This is a genomic window from Polynucleobacter sp. AP-Nino-20-G2 (assembly GCF_018688235.1).
Classification (GTDB): domain Bacteria; phylum Pseudomonadota; class Gammaproteobacteria; order Burkholderiales; family Burkholderiaceae; genus Polynucleobacter.
Genome location: NZ_CP061313.1, coordinates 1,744,197 through 1,768,751, shown reverse-complemented (window position 1 = coordinate 1,768,751; position 24,555 = coordinate 1,744,197). Strand labels below are relative to the sequence as shown.

Below are 24,555 nucleotides of genomic sequence, written 5' to 3'. Positions count from 1 at the left end.
ATCTAACTTTCTAGTGTTTGAATGACGCTCATGACATTTTCGGGCGGGATATCTTTAAGACATTTGAGGTGGCCTAATGGACACTCTCTTTTATGACAGGGACTGCAAGGCAAATTTAACCAAAGCACTTTGGCTTTATCAGATAGGGGTGGCGTGTGGTGCGGATCGCTTGAGCCAAAAATGGCTACCTGCGGTACTTTTAATGCTGCACCGATGTGCATCAAGCCGGAATCATTACTTATCAGCGCTTTGCACATGCCGATGAGCGCAATCGCCTCATCTAGAGAGGTATCTCCACACCAGTTATGAATTTGAGGAAGCTGAGTGGCTTGTATTTGAATGCTTTCTGCTAAGGCGCGATCGCCTTTGCCACCCAAGAGAATAATGCTTGCTTGAGGCTCACGAGCAAGCAATTGCTGCCCAAGGTTAGCAAAGTGTTCGGTGGGCCAACGTTTTGTTGGACCGTATTCCGCGCCTGGACAAAAAACATAAATCCTTTTTTGATCAATACCGGCCTGCGCTAATTTAGAAAGCACAGATTGAGTTGCTACACCCGATACTTGAAGTTTGGGATCAGCACTCTTGTCTGGTCTAGATATTTCAACAGGTTCGAGCGCATTACTTAAGGCGAGGTAGTGATTTGCCATTGGCGGGCGATTCACTTTATTTGGATTCTCTAGGGCGATATTAATTAATCCAAAACGCAGTTCTCCGCGATAGCCAATGCGCAATGGAATATTAGCAAGCCATGGGATTAGCGCAGATTTAAAACTATTAGGCAGTACAAAACATGCATCGTATTGATTGACTTCAAGTTGTTTCGCTAGCTCTTTGCGCAAACTCCACTGCAATTGTTTGTGGGCTAATCCTGCTTCAATGACTTGGCTTACTTCGGTGCATGCGCGATATATGGGCGCAACCCAGGGACTTGCTACAACATCAATACGGGACTGCGGATAAATTTCTTTGAGATTCGCCAGCAGGGGCTGGGACATGACAGCATCACCAATCCAATTGGGGGCGATGATCAGAATACGGTTCATATGAGGTATCCCGACTCAGCACCCCGTGATGGGGTGCTGGTAGGCTTAGTGCCCGTGGGGCTCTGTGCCAGGAATGAGTTTGTACTCAGTGCCGCAATAAGGACACTTTGCTTCACCTGTTTTAGCAACATCTAGAAATACACGGGGATGTGAATTCCAGCTAGGAGTTTTATTGGTTGGGCAATGCAAAGGTAAGTCTGTATTGCCATTAACCATCACAACTTGAGCGTCACTCATTCTCTGATTTCCTATTACTTAACGTAAGTCAGCCAAGACTTATATTTATCGCTTCTGCCGTAGACCGCATCAAAATAGGTCTTCTGAATTTTCTCAGTGATTGGACCGCGCTTGCCATCACCGATAGTGCGATCATCTAATTCACGAATTGGCGTTACTTCAGCAGCGGTACCGGTAAAGAAAGCCTCATCCGCAGAATAGATCTCATCACGAGTAATACGCTTTTCGCGTAACTCGAGACCAAGGTCTTTTACGATTTGAATAATGGAGTCACGGGTAATGCCGTCTAAGCAAGATGCGAGGTCAGGTGTGTAAACAATACCATCGCTCACCATAAAGACGTTCTCGCCAGACCCTTCGGATACATAACCTTCAGTATCTAGTAACAATGCCTCATCGTAGCCATTGGCGGTAACTTCTTGATTAGCCAAGATGGAGTTGATGTAGTAGCCAGATGCTTTAGCGCGCACGAGTGAAGAATTCACAAAGTGACGGGTAAATGATGAAGTTTTGACGCGGATGCCCTTATTGAGGCCATCTTCGCCCAAATAGGCGCCCCATTCCCAGGCAGCGATAGCAGTGTGGATGCTATTGCCTTTAGGGGAAATGCCTAATTTTTGGGAGCCAATAAAAATAATTGGGCGGATATAGCAAGATTCCAGCTTATTGCTGTTCACTACATCAATAATCCCTGAGCTAATTTGCTCTGGGGTGTAAGGCATATTCATCTGGAAAATCTTGGTTCCATTAAATAGGCGCTTGATGTGTTCAGGTAGGCGGAAAATGGCCGTGCCCTGAGGAGTCTTATAGGCACGAATGCCTTCAAATACCCCCATTCCGTAGTGGAGACTGTGGGTTAGCACATGAATATTGGCCTCGCGCCAGGGAATCAGCTTCCCATCGGACCAAATAAAGCCATCGCGGTCGGACATCGACATTTTTTCTACCTTTTAAGTATTTAATAAATTAGATGATGCAATTCGGTAAAACGGGGTGCTAGGTAGGGGATTTTGGCCCCCTGAGCCTGAAATCGCCCAAGCCTTTATTGTAGAGCAGGCAGGGCGGTCTGATGGCTTCATTCCTTTGGGGTGGGGAGGCCAGACGATTTAGAATGGAGCATTCCCCATAAACCACCAAATTTGCTTATTCTCATGCCGGAATCCTTATTTAAAGTTAAACGACTCAGTGACTTAGCTGCAGCAGGCCTTTTGAAGGGAAAGCGGGTTTTGATTCGCGCCGACCTCAATGTTCCCCAGGATGATGTGGGCAATATTACTGAGGACACCCGCATTAGAGCCTCAATGCCTGCGGTTCAAATGTGTTTGGACGCTGGCGCTGCGGTGATGGTGACTTCTCACCTAGGACGTCCGACCGAAGGTGAATTTAAGCCTGAAGATAGCCTAGCTCCTGTAGCGGACCGCATTGCTACTCTTTTGAATCGTAAAGTGCCTTTAATTAGCGATTGGGTAAATGGTGGATTTGAAGTGAATCCTGGTGAGCTGGTATTGCTGGAAAACTGCCGCCTGAATGTGGGCGAGAAAAAGAATAATGACGAGCTGGCTAAAAAGATTGCTGCTCTCTGTGATGTCTATGTCAACGATGCTTTTGGTACGGCTCACCGTGCCGAAGCAACTACCAATGGCGTTGCTAAATATGCGCCAATAGCTTGCGCAGGTCCGCTGATGGCTGCTGAGTTAGACGCCTTGAGTCGTGCGCTTGCAAGTCCTAAGCGTCCTTTGGTGGCGATTGTGGCGGGTTCGAAAGTTTCTTCTAAGTTGACAATCTTGAAGGCCTTGGCAGACAAGGTGGATGAGCTGATCGTTGGCGGCGGCATTGCGAATACTTTTATGTTGGCGAAAGGTTTGCCAATTGGTAAGTCATTGGCAGAGCCGGATTTAGTCAACGAAGCCAGAGAAATTATGGAGATTATGGAAAAGCGGGGCGCGCATGTTCCGATTCCGGAAGACGTTGTAGTGGCAAACGAACTCTCTCCGCTAGCTCGCGCAAACCGTGTTCCCGCTGATCAAGTTGCTGAAGATGACATGATTTTGGATATTGGCCCTAAGACGGCTGCGCGTTTGTCGATCATGCTGGCACACGCTGGCACGATTGTCTGGAATGGCCCACTGGGTGTATTTGAGATCGATCAGTTTGGTGGCGGCACGAAGATGTTGGCAGCAGCAATTGCCCATTCACCCGCTTTCTCTATTGCAGGTGGTGGTGATACTTTGGCGGCGATCGCCAAGTATGGAATTGAAAATCAAGTGGATTACATCTCTACTGGCGGTGGCGCTTTCCTAGAATTCTTGGAAGGCAAAACCTTGCCAGCCTTTGCAGTGCTTGCTGAAAGAGCGAAAGACTAAGTATGTTGAGAGCAACCAAGATCATTGCCACACTAGGACCTGCTTCAGAAAAGCCTGAAGTATTACGCGAGATGATTCGCGCGGGTGTTGATGTTGTGAGGATGAACTTCTCTCATGGCACGGTGGCGGATCACAAAGCGCGTCACGATTTAGTGCGTAGTATTTCGGCGGAAGTGGGTAAAGAGGTTGGCATTATGGCCGACCTCCAAGGACCAAAAATCCGTGTTGGTAAGTTTGTTGATAGCAAAATTTTCCTCAAAGAGGGCGAGCAATTTATTTTGGATGTGGCTTGCGAGCTTGGTGATCAGGGCCGTGTTGGTTTGGATTACAAGGAGTTGCCGCAAGATGTGAAACCTGGCGATCGACTCTTACTCAATGATGGCTTGGTTGTCTTGCGGGTTGAGAGCGTGAAGGGCGGAGAGATCTTTACTCTCGTTGAGCAAGGTGGCCCACTCTCCAATAACAAAGGCATCAACCGAGCTGGTGGTGGTTTAACTGCTCCCGCTTTGACAGAAAAAGATATTGCCGATTTGGATGCGGCAATTGCAATGGGTGTGGATTTCTTAGCCATTAGCTTCCCAAAAGATGGTGCGGATATGGCTTATGCCCGAAAGCTGGCAGATGCTGCGAGCGCAAAGTATGGTGTTGGTAAAGTTCGCACGATCGCTAAGGTAGAGCGCGCCGAAGCCATTGAAATCGAAGCATTGAAAAGCATCATTGCCGAAAGTGACGGCATCATGGTCGCGCGTGGCGACTTGGCCATTGAAGTAGGTAACCCAGCAGTTCCCGCCTTACAAAAACGCATGATCAAGCTTGCGCTTGAGGCAGATAAGTTCACCATCACAGCGACACAGATGATGGAGTCCATGATTAATGCTCCAGTCCCTACACGCGCTGAAGTCAGCGATGTGGCAAATGCTGTATTGGACGGAACAGATGCGGTCATGCTTTCCGCTGAATCAGCTGCTGGTATGTATCCAGTTCAAACCATTAAAGCAATGGCAGAAATTTGCGTTGAGGCTGAAAAGTCAGATCGTGTAAAGCTCGATACGGATTTCTTGGATCAAACATTCTCTCGTATTGATCAAACGATTGCTTTAGGCGCCTTATTTACAGCACACCACTTGAATGCCAAAGCAATTGCAGCCTTAACTGAGTCAGGCTCAACCGCGGTGTGGATGAGTCGTCACAATATTCATTTGCCGATCTTTGCTTTGACTTCCAAAATTGCTACACAGCGGGCATTGAGTACTTATCGCAATGTATTTCCAATTGGATTGGATTACACCAAGGAGCGTGATGCTGCTTTGCAAGAGGTTGAGAATTGCTTGAAGCACTTGGGCGCGGTAGAAAAGGGCGATGTAGTTGTTCTCACTTCAGGCGAGCCGATGGGTGAGCCTGGCGGGACCAACTCACTCAAAATTATTCAAGTGAAATAATTTCACGTTGATTAGTCATATTCATTAATCATTCATCACTCACCATTCAATAAGAGATCATCATGGCTTTAGTATCTTTACGACAACTCTTGGATCATGCCGCTGAAAACGGTTATGGCTTACCGGCATTTAACGTTAATAATTTGGAGCAGGTAACTGCTATCATGGAAGCTGCGAATGAAGCAGACTCTCCAGTGATCATGCAAGCTTCTGCTGGCGCGCGAAAGTATGCTGGCGAAGCATTTCTACGTCATTTGATTTCCGCAGCCGTCGAAGCCTATCCACATATTCCTGTCGTAATGCATCAAGACCATGGTCAAAGTCCAGCAGTCTGTATGGCGGCAATTAAGAGCGGCTTTACTAGCGTCATGATGGATGGCTCTCTAGAGGCAGATGGTAAGACAGTAGCAAGTTATGAGTACAACGTCGATGTTTCTAGGGAAGTTGTCAAGTTCTCGCATTCGATTGGAGTTACTGTTGAAGCCGAGTTGGGCGTATTGGGTTCCTTGGAAACCATGCAGGGCGACAAAGAAGATGGTCATGGTGCTGATGGCAAGATGACTCGCGAGCAGTTATTAACTGATGTTGAGCAAGCCGCTGATTTTGTTAAAGCGACTCAATGTGATGCCTTAGCGATTGCAATTGGCACAAGTCACGGCGCTTATAAATTTACGAAGAAGCCAACAGGCGACATTCTGGCCATTGAGCGCATTAAAGAGATTCATGCGCGGATTCCAAATACGCATTTGGTAATGCATGGTTCTTCTAGCGTTCCTCAAGAGTTGCTCGCGGAAATTCGTGAGTTTGGTGGCGATATGAAAGAAACTTATGGTGTGCCGGTAGAAGAAATTCAAGAAGGCATTAAACATGGTGTGCGTAAGATCAATATCGATACGGATATCCGTCTTGCTATGACTGGCGCTATTCGCCGTTATTTATTTGAAAACCCTAGCAAATTCGATCCCCGTGACTATTTAAAGCCTGCTCGTGAAGCTGCTAAAAAAGTATGTATCGCGCGTTTCAATGCGTTTGGCAGTTCAGGTCAAGCATCCAAAATTAAGCCAATTTCTTTGGAGAAAATGGCCGAGCTGTATAAGAGTGGCAAATTAGCCCAGATTGTGAAGTGAGATAAATATGGCAGCTTTGTACGCAACCTCTATTAAGTCCCTCCCTTTGCTATCTAAAGGGAAAGTGCGTGATGTGTATGCACTCGGTGATGACAAATTATTGATGGTCACTACCGATCGTTTGTCCGCTTTCGATGTGGTGATGGGGCAGCCTATTCCAGAAAAAGGAATCGTGCTGAATCAAATGGCTAATTTTTGGTTTGATAAATTGGCCAACGTTATTCCGAACCACTTAACTGGCATTGATCCAGCAAGTGTGGTGGCGGCAGATGAGGTTGCTCAAGTTCAGGGGCGCGCTGTTGTTGCTAAACGCCTTAAGCCGATTTTGGTTGAAGCGGTGGTGCGCGGTTACCTCGCTGGTAGTGGTTGGAAAGATTACAAAGAAACCGGCAAGGTTTGTGGCATCGCATTGCCAGAAGGCTTGGAAAATGCTCAGAAATTACCGGAGCCTATCTTTACTCCAGCCGCAAAAGCGGAAGTGGGCGAGCATGATGAAAACATTTCTTTTGAAAAAGTTGTTGAGATGATTGGCGAAAAGCTTGCCAATCAAATTCGCGAGGTCAGCATTCGTTTGTATAAAGAAGCTTCTGAATATGCTGCGACCAGAGGAATCATCATTGCTGATACCAAGTTTGAATTTGGTTTGGATGATGCCGGTCAATTGGTATTGATGGATGAGATTTTGACGGCTGACTCCTCCCGTTTTTGGCCTGCAGAAACTTACTATGTAGGATCTAACCCGCCTTCTTATGACAAGCAGTTTGTCCGCGACTGGTTGGAAACAGCCATGGTAGATGGCAAGCTTTGGTCAAAATCACCTCCAGCGCCTGCGTTGCCGACTGATGTGATTGATAAGACGGCTGAAAAGTACCGCGAAGCCTTGGCTCGCCTGACTAAGGCTTAATTTCCTTTGGGCTATAAAAGGCTGGGATAATAGAGCCTTATAAGATTGACCTTAAAGAATAACTGCGTCAGACAAGAGTATTTGGAGAGCTAGATGAGTAAGAAGCCAATAGTCGGAATAGTGATGGGTTCCAATTCTGATTGGGACACCATGCAGCACGCCGCTCAAATACTCGAGCAATTTGGCGTTGCTCATGAGGCGAAGGTCTTGTCTGCCCATCGTATGCCAGACGATATGTTCCAGTATGCGGAGAATGCTCGTAGTAATGGTCTGCAGGCCATTATTGCTGGCGCTGGTGGAGCTGCGCATTTGCCTGGCATGCTTGCCTCCAAAACTATCGTCCCAATCTTTGGTGTACCTGTTGCTAGCAAATATTTGCGGGGCGAAGACTCTTTATATTCCATTGTGCAAATGCCTAAAGGCATTCCAGTCGCTACATTTGCTATTGGTGAAGCTGGCGCTGCCAATGCGGCTTTGCATGTGATTGCTAATTTAGCCTTGCATGATCCTGCGTTAGCGAAACAATTGGAAGAGTTTCGAGCAAAGCAATCTGATGCTGCTCGCTCAATGAATTTGCCGGGATATTAAATAAGATGGCGGAACGTTTGGAACCCATTTTGCCGGGTTCATATCTAGGAATTTTGGGTGGCGGACAATTGGGGCGTATGTTTACTCAGGCTGCTCAGGCTATGGGATACAAAGTCTGTGTTTTAGATCCTGGTTCTGACAGTCCCGCAGGCTCAATCGCCGAAAAATTTATTCAAGCTGATTACACTGACTCTGCCGCTTTAAAAGAGATGGCGACTCTGTGTAAATCTGTCAGCACTGAATTTGAAAATGTCCCCGCTCAAGCCTTAGATGAGCTTGAGTCTCTAGGGGTCTTTGTTGCGCCGCGTAGTAGTTGCGTGTCTTTAGCTCAAAACCGGATTGCCGAGAAAAAATTCTTGGCAACATGGAAATCGGAAACCAATATTAGCCCAGCACCTCACTTCGTGATTGAGCATGATGCGGATATTGCGCATATTCCTGCCGATCTCTTCCCTGGCATTTTGAAGACGGCTCGCATGGGATATGACGGCAAAGGCCAGGTCACGATTTATGAGGCCGAGCATTTGGCTGCTGCTTGGGCGGAGTTAGGCAAAGTTCCCTGCGTTCTCGAAAAGCGCATGGATTTAGATTTCGAAGTTTCCGCTTTAGTGGTGCGTGGTTACGATGATGCAGTGGTTTCGTATCCGGTTTCTCAGAATATTCATCGTGATGGGATCTTGCATACATCCACTGTGCCGGCACCATCACTCAAGCCTGCGCAAGAGAAGAAAATTATCGAGGCCGCTAAGGCACTGATTCGTAAGATTGATTACGTTGGTGTTTTGTGTGTGGAATTCTTTGTATTGAAGAATGGCGATATTGTTGCGAATGAGATTGCACCGCGTCCACACAATTCTGGTCACTACACCATGGACGCTTGTGTGAGCAGTCAGTTTGAGCAACAGGTGAGAAGTATGGCGCGTTTGCCTTTGGGTGATACCCGCCTGCTGGCCCCGGTCTCAATGTTGAATCTATTGGGTGATCTGTGGTTTGAGGGTAGTGAAGATAAAGCGAGAGAACCCGCTTGGGACCAAGTTTTGGCTCATCCTGACACTAAGCTGCACCTTTATGGCAAGTCTGATCCACGTATGGGTCGAAAGATGGGCCACATCAATTGCCTAGGCGAGTCAATCAATCAAGCTCGCCAAAATTGCGCTGCTGTTGCTGTTGAGCTGGGGATAGAGCCCTAGAAATGTCAAGCGATAGTAGCTCTCCGCAATCCTCTGCGGTGATTAATGAAGCAGTTCAATCTTTGCGTGATGGCGGTTTAGTAGCTTTTCCAACTGAAACCGTCTACGGATTAGGCGCTGATGCTAAAAACCCTGAGGCGATTAAGAAGGTATTTGCTGCTAAGGGGCGACCCTCTAATCATCCGCTGATTGTTCATGTGGCAGCTCCGGATAAGTTTGATCAAGCGCAAGTAGATTGGGTGCCAGTACTTGCTCCCTGGGTGAGGGATATCTCTGAGGATGCGCTTAAGCTGATGCATGCCTTTTGGCCCGGACCTCTCACCTTGGTATTTAAAAAAGATAAAAGTGTTCCGCTTGAGGCGACTGGTGGTCAAGATACTGTCGCAATACGCGCGCCTGCTCATCCGCTTGCGCAAGAGCTATTACGTAAATTTAAAGGCGGTATTGTTGGGCCATCTGCCAATCGCTTTGGTAAGGTTTCCCCAACGAGCGCTGCTGATGTCCGTAGTGAGTTTGAGGGCATGCTGGATCTGATGATCCTTGATGGCGGTGATTGTAAAGTGGGTATCGAATCTACCATCATTGATTTATCTTCTGGTGATCGTGCCGTTCTGCTAAGGCCTGGCCTCATTACCCCGGGCGAGATTTTGGCTAAGACCGGTATTCATGTGTATTTGCCTGGTGAGAGTATTCAAGCGAAAGAGGGCGGCGATCTTCCAAGAGTCTCCGGTAGCCTGCGTGCCCATTACGCCCCAACCACACCTCTGCGCATGTATTCGCCGGGGCGGGTATTGGATGCGCTGAGCGAGTTTCCAGATATTAAGTCACGTGTTGCGGTTGCTGTCTGGGATTCTGATTCTTCTCTAGGGGATGATGGTCATCCATCGGTGCATTTTGAAGAGATGGTGGTGCCGAGCGATAGCACTGCATTTGCAAGTCGGCTATATCGCTCTTTACGAGATTTGGATCAACAGGGTTGGGATCTCATTCTTTTCCCTGAGCCGCCGACGGGTGAAGAGTGGGATGGCGTCAGAGATAGGCTTCAGCGCGCGTGCTTTGGCTCCGGTCCATCGTCTAGCAGCCACGCTAGTAATTGATCGTGCGCCTCTAAACCTCTCCAAGCATTAGGGTGGTTAATAAAAGAGGTAACTGCATACATCTTGCCAGTCTTACTTATTACATAACCAGATATCGCTCTAACATCAGCAAGTGATCCAGTTTTAATTCTGGCTTCTGGTTTTTTCTTGAGATGTAAAAATTTACGTAGATGGGCCATCAGGCGATTTCTCATAGTCCCATCTGTGCCGGCAATCGGTAGGCTGTTATAAAAAATATCTCCCACTGGCAGGTTGCGAGCAGTCACTAATAGTTGATTCATATGCTCTGCTGAAATCGCTTCATTACGCGAGAGGCCGGAGCCATTTTCAACAACGAGTTCCGGAAACTGCAGTCCGGCGTTCTTGAGCCAGCTCTGAATTACGAGCTCACCATTCTCTGTGGTGGCGGGCTTACCCATTTTCTCCAGCGCCATAGTTAAAAGCACCTGGCGCGCCATCACATTATTGGAGTATTTATTAATGTCCTGAACATCGTCAGCTAGGTTAATTCCCTCAAACTGAAGCAGTAAGCGGGCTGCCAATGGAACTGAGCCAGCTTTCCCAGTTGGAGCTTGAATCCAAGACCCGCCCGCCAGTTCCCAGGCCGCAGCGAATCCTTGGGTAAGGAAGGTGTTGGCATCTAGGGCAACAACGTTGTAATTCACGCCCTTGCAGGCATTCGGAAAGCTTCCGGAAAACTGTGCATTGAGTAATTGTTCGTTATTGGAGGGGATACCTTCTGGGTCTAAATTAAAGCGAATATTGCTTTTCCAGTTTTCGCACGACGCATCAATCAATTGCATCTGATTAACCACCTTTAGCTGGGACAGTGGTGGTGTATATCTGATATCAATAAAGTCCGCAGTACGTGATTTTCCTAGCTGAAAAGATAGTGTTCTAAAAGAGTACAGCAGAGGATCCGGTGGAACGTTATAGGCACGTAAGGACTCGCCATCAATGGTGTTGTGTTCCATCACGCTAGGGGCATAGGCGCTTCTGTCAAAGACCAGATTGCCATCAATTTTCTGAATACCGAGGTTTTGAAGGGCCTTCATCAGCTTGGCTAATTCTTCAGGGATCAATTTTGGATCACCTGTACCCTGTAGATAAATATTACCCTTGAGGGTGCCTTGCCGAATGAGTCCATCGGTAAAGACATTGGTCCGCCAGCGATATTGAGGCCCCAAAATATCTAGTCCTGATAGGGTGGTTAAGAGCTTCATCGTTGAAGCTGGGTTCATGGGCTGTTTAGAGCGCCAGTCCAGTTCGGTTTTAGCGGAAACCTTGCCACTACGGCTTTGTTCAATTTCCACTACGGAGATCGTGATGGCCTCTTTGGGGATTTGATTTTTTTCTAAGCTAAGAGCAACCGCCTTAGGGATGTATTGCAATGCCGTTTCTTGGCTAACCAAGTCTGCCGCATAGGCTGGTGATTGGCCCAGCATGAGAAGCCACAGGGCAAGCAGCCACTTGCATGAAAGAGACTTGAAAGACTGTGGTGAATATCGATTACGCATTCCCCATAGGATAAACCTTGACGACTCTATCACCAAAGACTCTGCTTACTGACGATATCTTTTCTTGTAGTTCTCAATAACGCGGTTTTGCTCTTCTAGCAATCCAATGAATTTGGGGGCCCGTTCAGATATCGGCCCAGACACCTCTAGCTCTTTACACGCTTCAATAAATTGCTTAGCTTGCAGTAGCTGAGCTCCACCTTTGACTTTATGAACCAGACTACGGAATGTTGATTCATTTGCATCTAGATCACTTGATAAATCCTTTAAGACCTCATCATGGACTCGTTTAATTTCTTCTAAGATGATCAGTATCTGAGTGGGGTCATCTTTAATAAGATTTGAAAAAGCTTCGAAAGAATATTCATCCTCGGAAATTCCAGCGGCAGGACTGGAATCAAAGTAACGTAGCAATTCATTTTCAAGCGCTCCTAAACTCAGTGGCTTAATCAGAACGCTATTCATGCCAGATGATAAAAACTGGTGACGAGAATCTAAGGCGTAGATATCCGCAGTGATCCCGATAATGATGAGATCACGATTACCCTGCGCTCGAATTTGTTTTGCTAGATCTGATCCTTGCATTCCCGGCATAGATTGATCCGTGAGCATGAGATCAAAACGCTGTTCGCGGAGGAGATCTAGCGCGCTGTTCGCACTATCGCAAATCCATGATTTGATACCCAGAGCTTCGAGTTGTAGGGAGAGAATTTGACGGCTTGCCGGATGGTCTTCCACGACGAGGGCATGGATGGGGCTAGCCCCATCCGCCCTCTTAGAAATGAATTTCCTCTGCGAGTGCTTAAGGGAGTCAAAGAACGAATTTTTTGATGCGGCAATACTTGTTCTAGGAAAAGCCACTGAAAAATGCACATTGCTCCCAAAGCCTGGAGCGCTTTCAAAATAGAGATGGCTGTTCATGGAGATCACCAAATGATTCGTGATCGTCAAGCCCAGGCCTGTACCTCTGCTTTTTTCGCAAGAGTGAGCCTCATGCGTGGAGGGAACCTGTTCAAAGGCTTGTAGGGCGAGTTCAATTTGTTCGGCACCCATGCCAACCCCGCTATCGATCACCCTGAATTCAATGAGTTGCCCAGCGTGATCATCAGCAAGGACTGTGACGGCAAAATAAATTTCTCCCTGGTTTGTGAACTTAATCGCATTGCTCAGTAAATTTTGCAGAACTTGTCGCAATCTTAGGGAGTCGATCATCAATACTTCAGCAGCTCTGGGGTCAACCGTAGTGTGAAGAATGAGATTTTGTTGTTCTGCAACAGTGGAAAATGCCGAATGAATATCGATGACTAATTGGCGAAGGTCGCAAGGCTGTAAATTGAGGGTGAGTTTCCCCGCTTCAATTTTAGAAATATCTAGTACTTGATTGAGCATCCCCAAAAGAGACTCGGCGGAGGCTTGAGCGCTTCTAAGTAGGGGCTTATCTTTTTTGGGAAGCTGGGAGCTCCCCAGTAGTAATTCCTGTACACCCAAAACAGCATTCATCGAGGTACGAATTTCATGACTCATAGTGGCTAAAAAGGCAGATTTGGCTGCATTGGCTTTTTCAGCCAACTCCTTTGAATGTTTTAACTCCAGCGCTATTTGTTTCTGATGGGAATATTTTTTCTGAAGTTGATAAAAAATGATCCCTCCAAGAGTGATTAATAGTGCAAAGCTAAGCCATGGCATGGGTGATGTTGGAAACGGCCCGGATGTTTTCTGTGCGCTAGGTAGCCCAAATACATGGCCAGACTCAAGCGGGTCTAAGTCATCTAAAAAATGCCCTACCACTTGATGTAAAGCGGTATCTTGATGGGATATTAACCAGCGATAAGAAAAGGGCTCTCGGCCATACATCCCATCAACCTGTAGGTTTTCAAGATCAGGGTTTTGTAGAAGTTGGTGCGCTAAGCGAATAGGCATCACCAATGCTTCAATATCCTGACGCAAGAGTGCTTGCATCAAAGCTTTGGGATTGCCTGCTTGAATATCGGAGTTTGAGTTTTTTGTATCACTAAAGGGCGGGCTCTCAAATCCTCGATCGAAATAGACGAGTTTGGTGTTCTGTGCTGATGCCTCTGGCTTTACCCCTCTTTGGGTGACGATTGCATCATGCCCCCAAAATAGTGATTCGGTCAGCGTGCCAAATTGCTGAGTATGGTCTGTAATGGCGGGTGGATCGATGATGAAGTCAACTTCACCCTTCAGGAGTTGTTGCAAGCCATCCTCATCTGACTTTCTCCATATCGGTAGATATTGCTGTCGCGTGCATTCTTCAAGCTTTGTTAAGAGCGACCTAAAGATGCCCCTGTCTTTAGGATTTGTTGATTCCTGAAGGAAGGACGCATATTTTTCATGAATACTAAATCTCACGACAGGATGGGCATCGATCCATAATTGTTCTGCTGCGCTAAAGGGCTTGGCGTATACCAAGCCTCCACTCAGGCAGCAAATAGAAATAAAACCTTTCAATATGAACCGATGCATGCCTGTCTTAGCTTTCGATAATGTTGTTCATGCGGCAAAACAAGATCAAATCGGCAATATTATTAATACCCAGTTTGTCAAACACTCTCGTCTTATAGGTCGCAACGGTTTTATTGCTGATATGCAATAGATCTGATATTTGCTGGTTGCTATTGCCCTTGCCAAGGTATTTCATGACCTGTAGCTCGCGGTCCGATATCAACGCTAGTTTGTCGTCATCGCTTAGAGAGGTGTTGCCATTTTTACCGTGTGTGAAAAAGGTATAGCCCTGAGAGATGGCGACACATGCGGCCAAGATGATGTCTGCACCGGCAGTCTTATTGACAAAGCCATGAGCACCCAAGGATCTCACGCGTCCACCATATACCGCTTCATCAAGGCTGGATAAAACTAGGATCCGAACATCGGGATGCATGAGGCCGATGCGGCGAATCACATCAAAGCCATCCGTCTTGGGCATATCGAGATCTAGGATCACCATATTTGGATTGACTTCTTTAATCGAGCGAAGGCACTCCTCCCCGTTTTGCGCTTGCCCCACTATTTCAAAAAGCAATTGGTCCTGCAGCATGCTTTTTAAGGCCATCAACATGGCTGGATGATCGTCTACCAACATCACGCGTTTTCTCATTACTTGTCTCCATTGTGGTTTTTATGAGGGTGCAGCGAAAAAATGGCTTTAGCGATGCGACTATCGCTAATGTGAAGCATTTGATGGCGGCTAACCGGTGACATCATTAGTCCGCCGTAGCAGTGAGATGCTCCTAAGTTCGTTGCGTTCTCTAAATCTTTCAGCAAGGTGATCTTGCTGGCATAAATTGGACTGCGAAACGATTTAATTTGTGCATTAATTTCAGCTGGTAGACCATTGACTCGAAACTGACCTAATTCAAGATGAATCCCTTCCGGTTGCATTTCTTCAATCCAGCGCATGTGTGACGCTGCCCCGGAGAAATTGAGGAAGTGAATCAAGACGCCAAGTCGGCGCATGCGTAATAAACCCTCTTTGCTCAGATCTGCATAATCGGCGCCTTCATTTATTTGGATTCCTAAGTTGACCAAGCCAACTGGTAAGCGAGAATTGAGCGTCAGATCGATTAAGGCGTCCACAAAGTTGCTAGATGCCATGGACTTTTCGGGGATGGGCAATATTCCCGGAATAAAGCGACCGCTGCGATACCAGTAGGTGATCGTGTCTAACCCCTCCATAAATAAGCGGAGGAGCTGAGGTTCAGCGGCAGTGAGTAATGGTCTAAAGATGGATCCTGTCAGTTTTGTCCCTTGGGTGTTAAAGATGGGTTCATTACTAATCGCTTGTCGTTTAGACCAGGATTGGTATTCTTCGAGCGCTTCGCTACTCAGGCCAAGCCAAGGCTCGCCACAGACATCGCGCACTTCTTGGAAGGGTTTGTTCTTCCAAGCCTTTACAAGCGTGTACAGCCGGGATTTCGGGCTCATCAGCATTCTCCAGTCATTGATTAGCCAGTCTAGGCATGACAGATTGGAGCGGTAAGGGCTTAAGGCTTATTTATGTGTAGGAATCTTCCTACCTGCCTGCCTCAATTATAGAAAGTGGGTTTTCCCATATGAAATTTAAGGAGATTCCGCCCTTGAAATCGGAGGAGCCAGACCTATATAATCAGCACTCCCTACACGCGAGTGCTAAGATTGTCCTTGCTTAGGCTAATTTGCTTAGCTTCCGTGTGAAGAGATTATAAAGCTTTGATTTATATGGTTATTTTAATTAGTTAACACTTACTAACATAGGAGAAGGAATGAATCTGCGTCCTTTACATGATCGCGTAATCATTAAACGTTTAGATCAAGAATCAAAAACTGCCTCTGGAATCATCATTCCTGATGCTGCCGCTGAAAAGCCTGATCAAGGTGAAGTATTGGCAGTTGGCCCAGGCAAGCGTGATGACAGCGGTAAGTTGAATGCACCAGACGTCAAAGTTGGCGATCGCGTGTTATTTGGCAAATATGCAGGTCAAACAGTTAAGGTCGGCAGCGACGAGCTTCTCGTAATGCGCGAAGAAGACATCATGGCTGTTGTACAGAAGTAATTCGGTACTTAAGAAAGGAATTCAATCATGGCAGCAAAAGACGTCGTATTTGGAGATAACGCTCGCACCAAGATGGTGGAAGGCGTAAATATTCTTGCTAACGCAGTTAAGACCACTTTAGGACCAAAAGGTCGCAATGTAGTGATCGAGCGTTCATTTGGCGGCCCAACCATCACTAAGGATGGCGTATCCGTAGCAAAAGAAATCGAACTCAAAGACAAGCTCCAAAACATGGGTGCTCAGATGGTTAAGGAAGTTGCTTCCAAGACTAATGACATCGCTGGTGACGGTACAACTACCGCTACTGTATTGGCTCAGTCTATCGTTCGCGAAGGTATGAAATACGTAGTTTCAGGCCATAACCCTATGGATTTGAAGCGCGGTATCGACAAAGCGGTTGCTGCTGCAATCGAAGAGTTGAAAAAGATTAGCAAGCCTTGCACAACTACTAAAGAAATCGCTCAAGTTGGCTCTATCTCAGCGAATAGCGATCAAAGCATTGGTCAGCGTATTGCTGAAGCAATGGAAAAAGTAGGTAAAGAAGGTGTTATCACTGTTGAAGATGGCAAATCATTGGAAGATGAGTTGGAAGTGGTGGAAGGTATGCAGTTTGACCGTGGCTACCTCTCTCCATACTTCATTAACCAGCCTGAAAAACAAGTTGCCGTATTGGAAAACCCATACGTTCTCTTGTTTGACAAGAAAGTTAGCAACATTCGTGATTTGCTCCCAGTACTCGAGCAAGTAGCGAAATCTGGTCGTCCATTGTTGATCATCGCGGAAGATGTTGAAGGCGAGGCCTTGGCAACTTTGGTTGTGAACAACATTCGCGGCATCATCAAGACTTGTGCTGTTAAGGCACCAGGCTTTGGTGATCGTCGTAAAGCCATGTTGGAAGACATCGCTATTTTGACTGGCGGTACAGTGATTGCTGAAGAAATTGGTCTCACACTCGAGAAAACAACTCTTGAGCACTTGGGTCAAGCGAAGCGTATCGAAGTAGGCAAAGAAAACACCATCATCATCGACGGTGCTGGCGATGCTAAAGCGATTGAAGCTCGCGTGAAGAACATCCGTGTTCAGATCGAAGAAGCAACTAGCGACTACGACAAGGAGAAGTTGCAAGAGCGCGTTGCCAAGTTGGCAGGCGGTGTTGCAGTGATCCGTGTTGGTGCTGCTACTGAAGTTGAAATGAAAGAAAAGAAAGACCGTGTTGACGATGCATTGCACGCAACTCGTGCAGCGGTTGAAGAAGGTATTGTTCCTGGCGGTGGCGTTGCATTGTTACGCGCGATGCAAGGTATCAAGGGCTTGAAAGGCGATAACGCCGACCAAGACGCTGGTATCAACATCGTATTGCGCGCAATGGAAGAGCCGATTCGTATCATCGTTTCTAACGCAGGCGACGAAGCTAGCGTAGTTGTGAATGCGGTATTGGCTAGCAAGGGCAATAACGGTTACAACGCAGCAACTGGTGAGTACGGTGACCTCGTAGCTCAAGGTGTAATCGATCCAACTAAAGTAACAAAAACTGCGTTAGTAAATGCAGCTTCTGTTGCAGCCTTATTGTTGACAACTGATTGCGCAATCTGCGAAGCGCCAAAAGACGAGTCTGCTGGTGGCGGTATGCCTGATATGGGCGGTATGGGTGGCATGGGCGGAATGGGCGGCATGATGTAATTGCCGTTAATTTCCTCGGCTATCAAGCTGTAGAAACAAGAGCGCCTGGTTCAAAAGACCAGGCGTTTTTTATTGGTGCATATTGGTGCATCAAGTCAATGCAGAACGCACCAAAGAGGTGAATAGGTAAGAGATTACCCGAGCCTCCAAGAACACAATGAATTCCTAAAGATTGCATTTAGAAATTCTAGTAGTTCGAATAAGGAGACTTGTATGAGTACAGCAGCAATGGGTGCGGCACCTGCTAGCACTAACCCCCTGAAGTCCAAATGGGTGCAGCTTGCCCTAGGCGTCATTTGTATGATGTCCATCTCAAGCCCACAATATGTTTGGGCTTTGTTTACTAAACCCATTATGGGCCAACTTGGCGTCACATTAACCGAGTTGCAAGTAACGTTTTCTATTTTGATTGTCTTACAAACATTCTTTTCGCCATTTCAAGGGTATTTGGTCGATAAGTTCGGGCCACGTCTTCTCTTGTCTATCGGTACGATTTTGACTGGTATGAGTTGGGTGCTCTCCGCCAATCTCACTACTGTTTCTAATCTATACATTACCTATGGCGTCCTTGGTGGTCTAGGCACCGGTATTGTTTACATTGGTGTTGTTGGTCTCATGGTTCGTTGGTTTCCAAACAACCGTGGCTTTGCAGTGGGTATGGTTGCCGCGGGTTACGGTATTGGCGCTTTATTGACCACCTTCCCGATCGCTACTAGCTTGGCTGAAAGTGGCCTACAAGGCACTTTGACATTCTTTGGATACATCATTGGTGCGGTAGGTCTCTTGGCTGCTCAGGGCATTCGTGTACCTCATGCTGATCGCGTTCAGACCGCTGGTCAGATTGAGGCTGCCGCATCTGGTGTCCCACCTAAAATCATGCTCAAAACCCCGGTGTTTTGGCTGATGTTTTTAATGATGTCTATGATGTCGACTTCCGGTTTAATGGTGATCTCGCAGATGGGTGCATTTGCAAAAGACTTTGGCATCACCTCTGCCATGGTTTTCGGCATGGCGGCCTTGCCGTTGGCGTTAACCATCGATCGCGTCACCAATGGTTTGACTCGCCCCTTGTTTGGTTGGGTATCCGATAAGATCGGTCGCGAGTACACCATGACGATTGCATTTGGTCTGGAGGCGGTAGCAATGTTCTTCTGGGTAATGACACGCTCTGATCCTGTGATGTTTGTTATTTTGTCCGGCATTGTGTTCTTTGGCTGGGGTGAAATTTTCTCCTTGTTCCCATCGACTTTGACCGATACTTTTGGTCAAAAGCATGCGACTACTAACTATGGTTTCTTGTACATGGCGCAAGGTGTAGGCTCCATCATCGGTGGTCCAATTGCGGCGTATATCCATGGCGTAACTGAGAGCTGGATTCCTGTATTTGGAATCATGATTGCTCTTGATGCCACAGCAGCACTTCTTGCTTTCTTTGTATTGCGTCCAATGCGCGCAAACTACCTTAAGGCAAAAACGATGTAAAGCGCTGTTATTAACCAACGGCTCATTAGGCTGAAGTTAAAAGGCTAGCAACTGCTAGCCTTTTTCTTTGCGGGAAATTAATCAGGTCGAATGCCGCCATCCTGAATAAGCTTTTTCATTTTGATAAGTCCCTGAGAGATCATTTCTTTTAAGTGATCTGGACCCAAAGGTACAAACTCAAAACCCTGCTGTATTAATTGATCGCGTAGTTTTTGATCTTTTAATACCGTTGCAAGAGAGTCATTCAACTTGGTAATCATGGCTGGAGAAGTGCCTTTTGGCGCAACAATGGCACCCCAGGTTGAAAATTCATATCCTTTAACGCTTTCATTAATGGTGGGTGAGTTTGGCAGCAGAGCCGAGCGAGTCTTGCTTGCAACCCCCAGTACTTTTAGTTTGCCAGCACGAATATGTGGCAGTACGACCGATAGCGCACTCATCATCACTGGAATCTGCCCTGCCATAACATCAGTTACAGCTGCTGCTGCTCCGCGGTAGGGGATATGCACGATTGGTGCGCCGGTATATTGTCTAAAGATCTCCATTCCAATATGTTGCGGGGAACCATTTCCCCCAGACGCGTAATCAATTTTTCCAGGATTTTCCTTGGCAATGCGAATCAAGTCGGCGGCAGTATTTCCTGGAAATGCGGGGTTGGCTACCATGACGAAAGTTATTGCCGCAACTTCAGATACAGGCGAAAAACTTTGAATGGGATCATAGTCAATCTTTTTATAAAGATTGGGTAACATGGTCAAAATACTATCGTTAAAGGCCCCCAATACGTATCCATCGGGGTTGGCTTGGGCCACTTTATTGGCGCCAATTAAGCCGGCACCTCCTGGAATATTTTCTATGGTGATTGCTTGATCTAAATTCTCCCCCATTCTTTGGGCGATGGGGCGCATCAAAATATCGACTCCACTGCCAGCTTGCAAGGGCATGATTATTTGAATTGGGCGATTGGGGTATAAGTTTTGTGCTTGTACGGAAGTAAAGCAGAGCGCGCTTGTCACCACAAACAACAATAGTTTGACATTCATTTCTGTCTCATCTTTAGTTTTATTTTTACACTCTAGCGGTGCTGTTTTATATCTTAACGTAATAAAAAACCGCCCGTAGGCGGTTGTTTTATTTGGCTTGAGTAAAGCGCTTAGCTAACAGACTTCACCATATCTTCTACAACTTTCTTCGCATCACCGAAGACCATCATGGTTTTATCCATGTAGAAGAGCTCGTTATCGAGGCCAGCGTAACCTGCTGCCATAGAGCGTTTGTTCACGATAATCGTTTTGGCTTTGAATGCCTCTAAGATTGGCATACCAAAGATTGGGCTACCAGGTGTGCGCGCGGCAGGGTTCACAACGTCGTTTGCACCAAGCACTAGCACTACGTCAGCTTGACCAAAGTCGCTATTGATATCTTCCATCTCAAACACTTGGTCGTACGGCACTTCAGCTTCAGCCAAGAGTACGTTCATGTGACCAGGCATACGTCCAGCCACTGGGTGAATCGCATACTTCACTGTGACACCATGATGAGTGAGTTTTTCAGTGAGTTCTTTAAGAGCATGTTGAGCACGCGCAACTGCCAAACCATAGCCTGGAACAATCACTACTGTGTCAGCGTTCTCCATCAAGAATGCCGCATCTTCTGGTGAACCAGTTTTGTAGTTCTTTGGACCGCCATCATCAGCGCCACCTGCAGAAGCTTCGGCACCAAAGCCGCCAAGCAATACTGCGAGGATGGAGCGGTTCATCGCTTTACACATGATGTAAGACAGAATCGCGCCAGAGGAGCCAACGCAAGCGCCGGCAATGATCAATACGGGGTTGTTCAGTGTGAAGCCAATACCTGCAGCCGCCCAACCAGAGTAGCTGTTCAGCATCGATACCACCACTGGCATATCTGCACCGCCGATTGGGATGATCAAAGTCACACCCAATACCAAGGCAATTGCACACATGATGAGGAAAGCTTCGTGGCTGCCTGTCATGAAGTACATGATGCCGCCAGAAATCATGCCAATGGCAAGAATGAGGTTAAGTAGGTGTTGACCAGCGAACGTTACTGGCTTACCGCTTACCTTGCCTGATAGTTTTCCGAAAGCAATGACAGAGGCAGTAAAGGTGATTGCACCAATAAACGCGCCGATAAAGAGTTCAATCTTTTGTGCGCCAGTATGGTCATGAGCTGGGTTGTATACCGCTGCAATTGCGATCAATACCGCAGATAAACCAACGAATGAGTGCATGAGCGCTACGAGCTCTGGCATCTTCGTCATTTGTACGCGCTTAGCTGCAAGTGTTCCGATGATTGCGCCGCCGACAATAGCACCAATAATCAATGAGAAGACTGGCTTAAAGTCAGGAATCATGAAAGTGGTGATGACGGCTAGCAGCATGCCGATCATGCCAAAGGTGTTGCCTTGGCGTGAAGTGGTTGGTGATGATAGTCCGCGCAAAGCGAGGATGAATAACACCGATGAAATGAGATATGAAATCGCAGTGATGTTTGACATTATTTGGGTCTCTATTAGATCTTGTTCTAGTTTTATTTAGTTCCAGCCGCATCAGCCTTTGGGGCTTTTTTCTTGAACATTTCAAGCATGCGACGGGTGACCATAAAGCCACCAAAAATATTGATTGAGGCTAAGAAAACCGCTACTGCACCAATGATGCTGGTGAGAGTGATTTCATCGCCACCAATCACTTCTGTTTGTAACAGCGCGCCAACAATAATGATTCCGGAAATAGCATTAGTAACTGCCATGAGCGGGGTATGTAGTGCTGGGGTGACATTCCAAACTACGTGATAGCCAACAAAAATGGCCAACACAAATACGGTGATGTTTTGGACTGTGAGGATGCTTTGAAAAGCAGCGAGATCCATGATGTTTCCTTCGAATGAATTTTGATTAGTTTTTGCGGACGGCTAGGCCATCACGACACATTAAGCAGGCAGTAACGATGTCATCATCACTTGGGATAACTAACTTCGCTTCTTTGTCCACGATCAGCTTCATGAAATCGAGCAGGTTACGCGCATACAAAGCAGATGCGTCAGCAGCCACCATGCTTGCCAAATTGGTGTAACCCACAATCTTCACGCCATTCTTTTCAACAATCTTGTCAGCTTCTGTTAGTGGACAGTTGCCTGAGCCGTTATCGCCACGACCAGCAGCCAAGTCAATCACAATCGAGCCTGGTTTCATATTGGCAACAGTGTCGCTGTGCAGTAAGACTGGTGGCTTGCGGCCTGGAATGAGTGCAGTTGTAATGACGATGTCAGCTTGTTGAGCGCGTTCAGCAACCAAGGCTGCTTGACGTTTCATCCATGCCTCAGGCATTGGTCGGGCATAGCCACCAACACCTTGGGCAATTTCGCGCTCTTCATCTGTTTCGTATGGCACGTCAACAAATTTTGCGCCGAGAGATTCGATTTGCTCTTTAGCGGCGGGACGTACGTCAGAGGCTTCGATTACAGCGCCTAAACGTTTCGCTGTTGCGATCGCTTGCAAGCCAGCAACGCCAGCACCCAAGATTAATACGCGAGCAGCTTTGACGGTTCCAGCGGCGGTCATGAGCATTGGCATAAAGCGTTGATATTCATTAGCCGCAACCATCACAGCTTTGTAGCCGGCAATGTTGGCTTGTGAAGACAGCACATCCATGCTTTGAGCACGAGTAGTACGTGGCGCAGCCTCTAATGAGAATGCGGTCACGCCTTGAGCAGCCATCGCAGCAATGTTGTCGCTATCAAATGGATCGAGCATGCCAATGAGAACACTACCGGATTTAATTTGCTTGAGCTCTGCAGCTTCGGGCGCGCGCACTTTGAGCACAATCTCTGCGCCAAAGGCATCAGCTGCGCTTCCAATACTTGCGCCAACTGCTTCATAGGCGGAGTCTGGTTGGCTAGCTGAAACGCCAGCATCCTTTTGAATAACAACTGTATGGCCTTGGCCAATCAGTTTCTTAACGGTTTCCGGTGTCGCGGCAACGCGGGTTTCCCCAGGTCTGATTTCCAGCGGTACTCCTATGCGCATGGCATGTCTCCAAATGCAAATTTTTCAAAAAATCTATTTTAGTTAGAAGGGTGAAACTTCACCTATCTATTTACCCTCAGCGCCATTTATTTGGTTTTGCAGCAAATCTCGTAAATTTGCTGCAAGACTTTTACAATGGGGTTTTCAGCTTATATTGAATTTTCGCATTTTTTGATGATCCCGCTCAATTCTTCGGCAATACCCGTCTCAAATCCATCCAAAGTCGTTATTGGGATGTCTGGAGGGGTAGATTCGTCCGTTGCCGCTTGGATGCTGAAGCAGCAAGGCTATGAAGTAATTGGCCTTTTCATGAAAAATTGGGAGGATGACGATAACGATGAATATTGCTCTTCGCGCCAAGACTGGCTCGATGTGGTGTCAGTTGCCGATTTAATCGGTATTGACGTGGAGGCGGTTAATTTTGCTGCTGAGTACCGGGAGCGCGTTTTTGCTGAATTTCTTCGAGAATATGCTGCAGGAAGAACCCCCAACCCCGATGTATTGTGCAATGCGGAAATTAAATTCAAGGCCTTCCTAGATCACGCCATGAATTTAGGGGCAGACGCTATCGCCACCGGCCACTATGCCCGTGTGAGGCATGAGGGTGGGCGAGTGCAGCTTCTCAAGGCGCTCGATGCCAGCAAAGATCAAAGTTACTTCCTCCATCGCTTAACCCAGTCTCAATTGGCGAACGTTCTATTTCCTTTGGGTGAAATTCCTAAAACGGAAGTGCGCAAAATTGCTGAGGAGATTGGCTTGCACAATGCGCGCAAAAAAGACTCCACCGGAATTTGTTTTATTGGTGAGCGCCCATTTCGGGAGTTCTTAAATCGCTATCTACCGCGTACCCCTGGGCCCATCAAAACTCCTGAGGGAAAAACGGTGGGAGAGCATATGGGGCTTGCATTCTTTACGCTGGGTCAGCGCAAGGGGATTGGTCTGGGAGGCAGTCAAGATGGCAATGGTGATGCTTGGTATGTGGCTCGTAAGGATGTTGCCAACAACACTCTGTACGTCGCTCAAGGCCATGAGCACCCATGGTTATTGGCCAATCAGCTCTCAGCAATCGATGCCAGCTGGGTTGACGGTATAGCGCCCGTACCTGGCCAATATTCTGCAAAAACTCGCTACCGTCAAACGGATGCCCCCTGTACGCTTGCCGCTGGAACTGAAGGTCCGCTTAGTTTTGAGCTAGCGTTTCCTGAGGCCCAATGGGCGGTTACGCCAGGGCAATCTGCCGTTTTGTACGATGGAGATATTTGCTTAGGCGGCGGGATTATTTCCGCCTAA

At 47.1% G+C, this 24,555-nt stretch carries 22 protein-coding genes; 11 read left to right on the top strand and 11 right to left on the bottom strand.

The genetic code is table 11. The features are described 5' to 3' along the window. Positions 1-2: 2 nt before the first annotated feature. The 3 genes from waaF to FD960_RS09140 are packed head-to-tail and all read right to left on the bottom strand — an operon-like array spanning position 3 to position 2,218. Positions 3-1,043 (bottom strand): lipopolysaccharide heptosyltransferase II, encoded by a 1,041-nt coding sequence (waaF, locus tag FD960_RS09150; RefSeq protein ID WP_215298837.1) that lies wholly within the window; start codon positions 1,041-1,043, stop codon positions 3-5. A gap of 45 nt (positions 1,044-1,088) precedes the next feature. Next, positions 1,089-1,280, bottom strand: coding sequence for a zinc-finger domain-containing protein (locus FD960_RS09145; protein ID WP_215298836.1), 192 nt, complete (start codon positions 1,278-1,280; stop codon positions 1,089-1,091). 14 nt (positions 1,281-1,294) lie between these two features. Then, complete coding sequence (locus tag FD960_RS09140) at positions 1,295-2,218, bottom strand: branched-chain amino acid transaminase (RefSeq protein WP_215298834.1); 924 nt, start codon at positions 2,216-2,218, stop codon at positions 1,295-1,297. 213 nt (positions 2,219-2,431) lie between these two features. Between FD960_RS09140 and FD960_RS09135 the strand changes: the two genes are divergently transcribed. The 7 genes from FD960_RS09135 (at position 2,432) to FD960_RS09105 (ending at position 9,988) form a co-directional block, all read left to right on the top strand. Then, positions 2,432-3,643, top strand: a complete 1,212-nt coding sequence (locus FD960_RS09135; protein WP_215298833.1) for a phosphoglycerate kinase — start codon at positions 2,432-2,434, stop codon at positions 3,641-3,643. 2 nt (positions 3,644-3,645) lie between these two features. Further along, positions 3,646-5,082 carry a pyruvate kinase gene (gene pyk / locus FD960_RS09130; RefSeq protein WP_215298831.1) on the top strand — a complete coding sequence of 479 codons (1,437 nt, stop codon included), beginning with the start codon at positions 3,646-3,648 and terminating at the stop codon, positions 5,080-5,082. 62 nt (positions 5,083-5,144) lie between these two features. Further along, on the top strand, positions 5,145-6,209 hold the full coding sequence (fba, locus tag FD960_RS09125) for a class II fructose-bisphosphate aldolase (RefSeq protein WP_215298829.1): 1,065 nt from the start codon (positions 5,145-5,147) through the stop codon (positions 6,207-6,209). A gap of 7 nt (positions 6,210-6,216) precedes the next feature. Beyond that, the gene (locus FD960_RS09120) at positions 6,217-7,113 is read left to right on the top strand and encodes a phosphoribosylaminoimidazolesuccinocarboxamide synthase (RefSeq protein ID WP_215298828.1); all 897 of its coding nucleotides are present in this window, start codon (positions 6,217-6,219) and stop codon (positions 7,111-7,113) included. A gap of 93 nt (positions 7,114-7,206) precedes the next feature. Continuing rightward, positions 7,207-7,701: a 5-(carboxyamino)imidazole ribonucleotide mutase gene (gene purE, locus FD960_RS09115; RefSeq protein ID WP_215298826.1), complete on the top strand. Its 495-nt coding sequence runs from the start codon at positions 7,207-7,209 to the stop codon at positions 7,699-7,701. Between the two features lie 5 nt (positions 7,702-7,706). Beyond that, positions 7,707-8,891, top strand: coding sequence for a 5-(carboxyamino)imidazole ribonucleotide synthase (locus FD960_RS09110; RefSeq protein WP_215298824.1), 1,185 nt, complete (start codon positions 7,707-7,709; stop codon positions 8,889-8,891). A gap of 2 nt (positions 8,892-8,893) precedes the next feature. Then, a complete protein-coding gene (locus FD960_RS09105; RefSeq protein WP_215298823.1) occupies positions 8,894-9,988 on the top strand; it encodes an L-threonylcarbamoyladenylate synthase in 1,095 nt (364 codons plus the stop codon). Here the strand turns inward: FD960_RS09105 and dacB are convergent. The 4 genes from dacB to FD960_RS09085 form a co-directional block, all read right to left on the bottom strand. Then, positions 9,934-11,433, bottom strand: coding sequence for a D-alanyl-D-alanine carboxypeptidase/D-alanyl-D-alanine-endopeptidase (gene dacB / locus FD960_RS09100; RefSeq protein ID WP_215298822.1), 1,500 nt, complete (start codon positions 11,431-11,433; stop codon positions 9,934-9,936). The two genes, FD960_RS09105 and dacB, sit on opposite strands and share 55 nt — an antisense overlap. Positions 11,434-11,550: 117 nt before the next feature. Then, complete coding sequence (locus FD960_RS09095) at positions 11,551-13,989, bottom strand: ATP-binding protein (RefSeq protein WP_215298821.1); 2,439 nt, start codon at positions 13,987-13,989, stop codon at positions 11,551-11,553. 7 nt (positions 13,990-13,996) lie between these two features. Further along, positions 13,997-14,620 carry a response regulator transcription factor gene (locus FD960_RS09090; RefSeq protein ID WP_215298820.1) on the bottom strand — a complete coding sequence of 208 codons (624 nt, stop codon included), beginning with the start codon at positions 14,618-14,620 and terminating at the stop codon, positions 13,997-13,999. Beyond that, positions 14,620-15,447, bottom strand: a complete 828-nt coding sequence (locus tag FD960_RS09085) for a diguanylate phosphodiesterase (RefSeq protein ID WP_215298819.1) — start codon at positions 15,445-15,447, stop codon at positions 14,620-14,622. Before FD960_RS09085 ends, FD960_RS09090 begins: the two co-directional genes overlap by 1 nt. 317 nt (positions 15,448-15,764) lie before the next feature. On the opposite strand from FD960_RS09085, the gene FD960_RS09080 reads away from it, so the two are divergent. The 3 genes from FD960_RS09080 to oxlT all read left to right on the top strand — a co-directional run bounded on the left by FD960_RS09080 (position 15,765) and on the right by oxlT (position 19,217). Beyond that, entirely contained in the window at positions 15,765-16,055 is a 291-nt protein-coding gene (locus FD960_RS09080; RefSeq protein WP_015421939.1) for a co-chaperone GroES, read from the top strand. A 27-nt stretch (positions 16,056-16,082) separates the two neighbouring features. Next, positions 16,083-17,735, top strand: a complete 1,653-nt coding sequence (gene groL, locus FD960_RS09075) for a chaperonin GroEL (protein WP_215298818.1) — start codon at positions 16,083-16,085, stop codon at positions 17,733-17,735. A gap of 213 nt (positions 17,736-17,948) precedes the next feature. Next, positions 17,949-19,217 (top strand): oxalate/formate MFS antiporter, encoded by a 1,269-nt coding sequence (gene oxlT / locus FD960_RS09070; protein ID WP_215298817.1) that lies wholly within the window; start codon positions 17,949-17,951, stop codon positions 19,215-19,217. A 77-nt stretch (positions 19,218-19,294) separates the two neighbouring features. Here oxlT and FD960_RS09065 read toward each other — a convergent pair whose 3' ends face one another. The 4 genes from FD960_RS09065 to FD960_RS09050 all read right to left on the bottom strand — a co-directional run bounded on the left by FD960_RS09065 (position 19,295) and on the right by FD960_RS09050 (position 23,265). After that, positions 19,295-20,260, bottom strand: coding sequence for a tripartite tricarboxylate transporter substrate binding protein (locus tag FD960_RS09065; protein WP_215298816.1), 966 nt, complete (start codon positions 20,258-20,260; stop codon positions 19,295-19,297). 110 nt (positions 20,261-20,370) lie between these two features. Continuing rightward, positions 20,371-21,738, bottom strand: a complete 1,368-nt coding sequence (locus tag FD960_RS09060; protein WP_215298815.1) for an NAD(P)(+) transhydrogenase (Re/Si-specific) subunit beta — start codon at positions 21,736-21,738, stop codon at positions 20,371-20,373. 32 nt (positions 21,739-21,770) lie between these two features. After that, positions 21,771-22,109 (bottom strand): proton-translocating transhydrogenase family protein, encoded by a 339-nt coding sequence (locus tag FD960_RS09055; protein WP_011903634.1) that lies wholly within the window; start codon positions 22,107-22,109, stop codon positions 21,771-21,773. A gap of 25 nt (positions 22,110-22,134) precedes the next feature. After that, positions 22,135-23,265, bottom strand: coding sequence for a Re/Si-specific NAD(P)(+) transhydrogenase subunit alpha (locus FD960_RS09050; RefSeq protein ID WP_215298814.1), 1,131 nt, complete (start codon positions 23,263-23,265; stop codon positions 22,135-22,137). Positions 23,266-23,439: 174 nt separating this feature from the next. On the opposite strand from FD960_RS09050, the gene mnmA reads away from it, so the two are divergent. Beyond that, on the top strand, positions 23,440-24,555 hold the full coding sequence (mnmA, locus tag FD960_RS09045) for a tRNA 2-thiouridine(34) synthase MnmA (protein ID WP_215298813.1): 1,116 nt from the start codon (positions 23,440-23,442) through the stop codon (positions 24,553-24,555).

Excerpts from the sequence above, each read along its gene's own strand:
- FD960_RS09085 (WP_215298819.1), bottom strand. The coding sequence starts at position 15,447 with ATGAGCCCGAAATCCCGGCTGTACACGCTTGTAAAGGCTTGGAAGAAC.
- FD960_RS09055 (WP_011903634.1), bottom strand. The coding sequence starts at position 22,109 with ATGGATCTCGCTGCTTTTCAAAGCATCCTCACAGTCCAAAACATCACC.
- FD960_RS09060 (WP_215298815.1), bottom strand. The coding sequence starts at position 21,738 with ATGTCAAACATCACTGCGATTTCATATCTCATTTCATCGGTGTTATTC.
- FD960_RS09065 (WP_215298816.1), bottom strand. The coding sequence starts at position 20,260 with ATGAATGTCAAACTATTGTTGTTTGTGGTGACAAGCGCGCTCTGCTTT.
- dacB (WP_215298822.1), bottom strand. The coding sequence starts at position 11,433 with ATGCTGGGCCAATCACCAGCCTATGCGGCAGACTTGGTTAGCCAAGAA.
- FD960_RS09140 (WP_215298834.1), bottom strand. The coding sequence starts at position 2,218 with ATGTCGATGTCCGACCGCGATGGCTTTATTTGGTCCGATGGGAAGCTG.
- FD960_RS09145 (WP_215298836.1), bottom strand. The coding sequence starts at position 1,280 with ATGAGTGACGCTCAAGTTGTGATGGTTAATGGCAATACAGACTTACCT.
- FD960_RS09110 (WP_215298824.1), top strand. The coding sequence starts at position 7,707 with ATGGCGGAACGTTTGGAACCCATTTTGCCGGGTTCATATCTAGGAATT.
- fba (WP_215298829.1), top strand. The coding sequence starts at position 5,145 with ATGGCTTTAGTATCTTTACGACAACTCTTGGATCATGCCGCTGAAAAC.
- FD960_RS09120 (WP_215298828.1), top strand. The coding sequence starts at position 6,217 with ATGGCAGCTTTGTACGCAACCTCTATTAAGTCCCTCCCTTTGCTATCT.
- waaF (WP_215298837.1), bottom strand. The coding sequence starts at position 1,043 with ATGAACCGTATTCTGATCATCGCCCCCAATTGGATTGGTGATGCTGTC.
- groL (WP_215298818.1), top strand. The coding sequence starts at position 16,083 with ATGGCAGCAAAAGACGTCGTATTTGGAGATAACGCTCGCACCAAGATG.
- FD960_RS09090 (WP_215298820.1), bottom strand. The coding sequence starts at position 14,620 with ATGAGAAAACGCGTGATGTTGGTAGACGATCATCCAGCCATGTTGATG.
- FD960_RS09135 (WP_215298833.1), top strand. The coding sequence starts at position 2,432 with ATGCCGGAATCCTTATTTAAAGTTAAACGACTCAGTGACTTAGCTGCA.
- FD960_RS09080 (WP_015421939.1), top strand. The coding sequence starts at position 15,765 with ATGAATCTGCGTCCTTTACATGATCGCGTAATCATTAAACGTTTAGAT.
- oxlT (WP_215298817.1), top strand. The coding sequence starts at position 17,949 with ATGAGTACAGCAGCAATGGGTGCGGCACCTGCTAGCACTAACCCCCTG.
- purE (WP_215298826.1), top strand. The coding sequence starts at position 7,207 with ATGAGTAAGAAGCCAATAGTCGGAATAGTGATGGGTTCCAATTCTGAT.
- FD960_RS09050 (WP_215298814.1), bottom strand. The coding sequence starts at position 23,265 with ATGCGCATAGGAGTACCGCTGGAAATCAGACCTGGGGAAACCCGCGTT.
- FD960_RS09095 (WP_215298821.1), bottom strand. The coding sequence starts at position 13,989 with ATGCATCGGTTCATATTGAAAGGTTTTATTTCTATTTGCTGCCTGAGT.
- pyk (WP_215298831.1), top strand. The coding sequence starts at position 3,646 with ATGTTGAGAGCAACCAAGATCATTGCCACACTAGGACCTGCTTCAGAA.
- FD960_RS09105 (WP_215298823.1), top strand. The coding sequence starts at position 8,894 with ATGTCAAGCGATAGTAGCTCTCCGCAATCCTCTGCGGTGATTAATGAA.
- mnmA (WP_215298813.1), top strand. The coding sequence starts at position 23,440 with ATGATCCCGCTCAATTCTTCGGCAATACCCGTCTCAAATCCATCCAAA.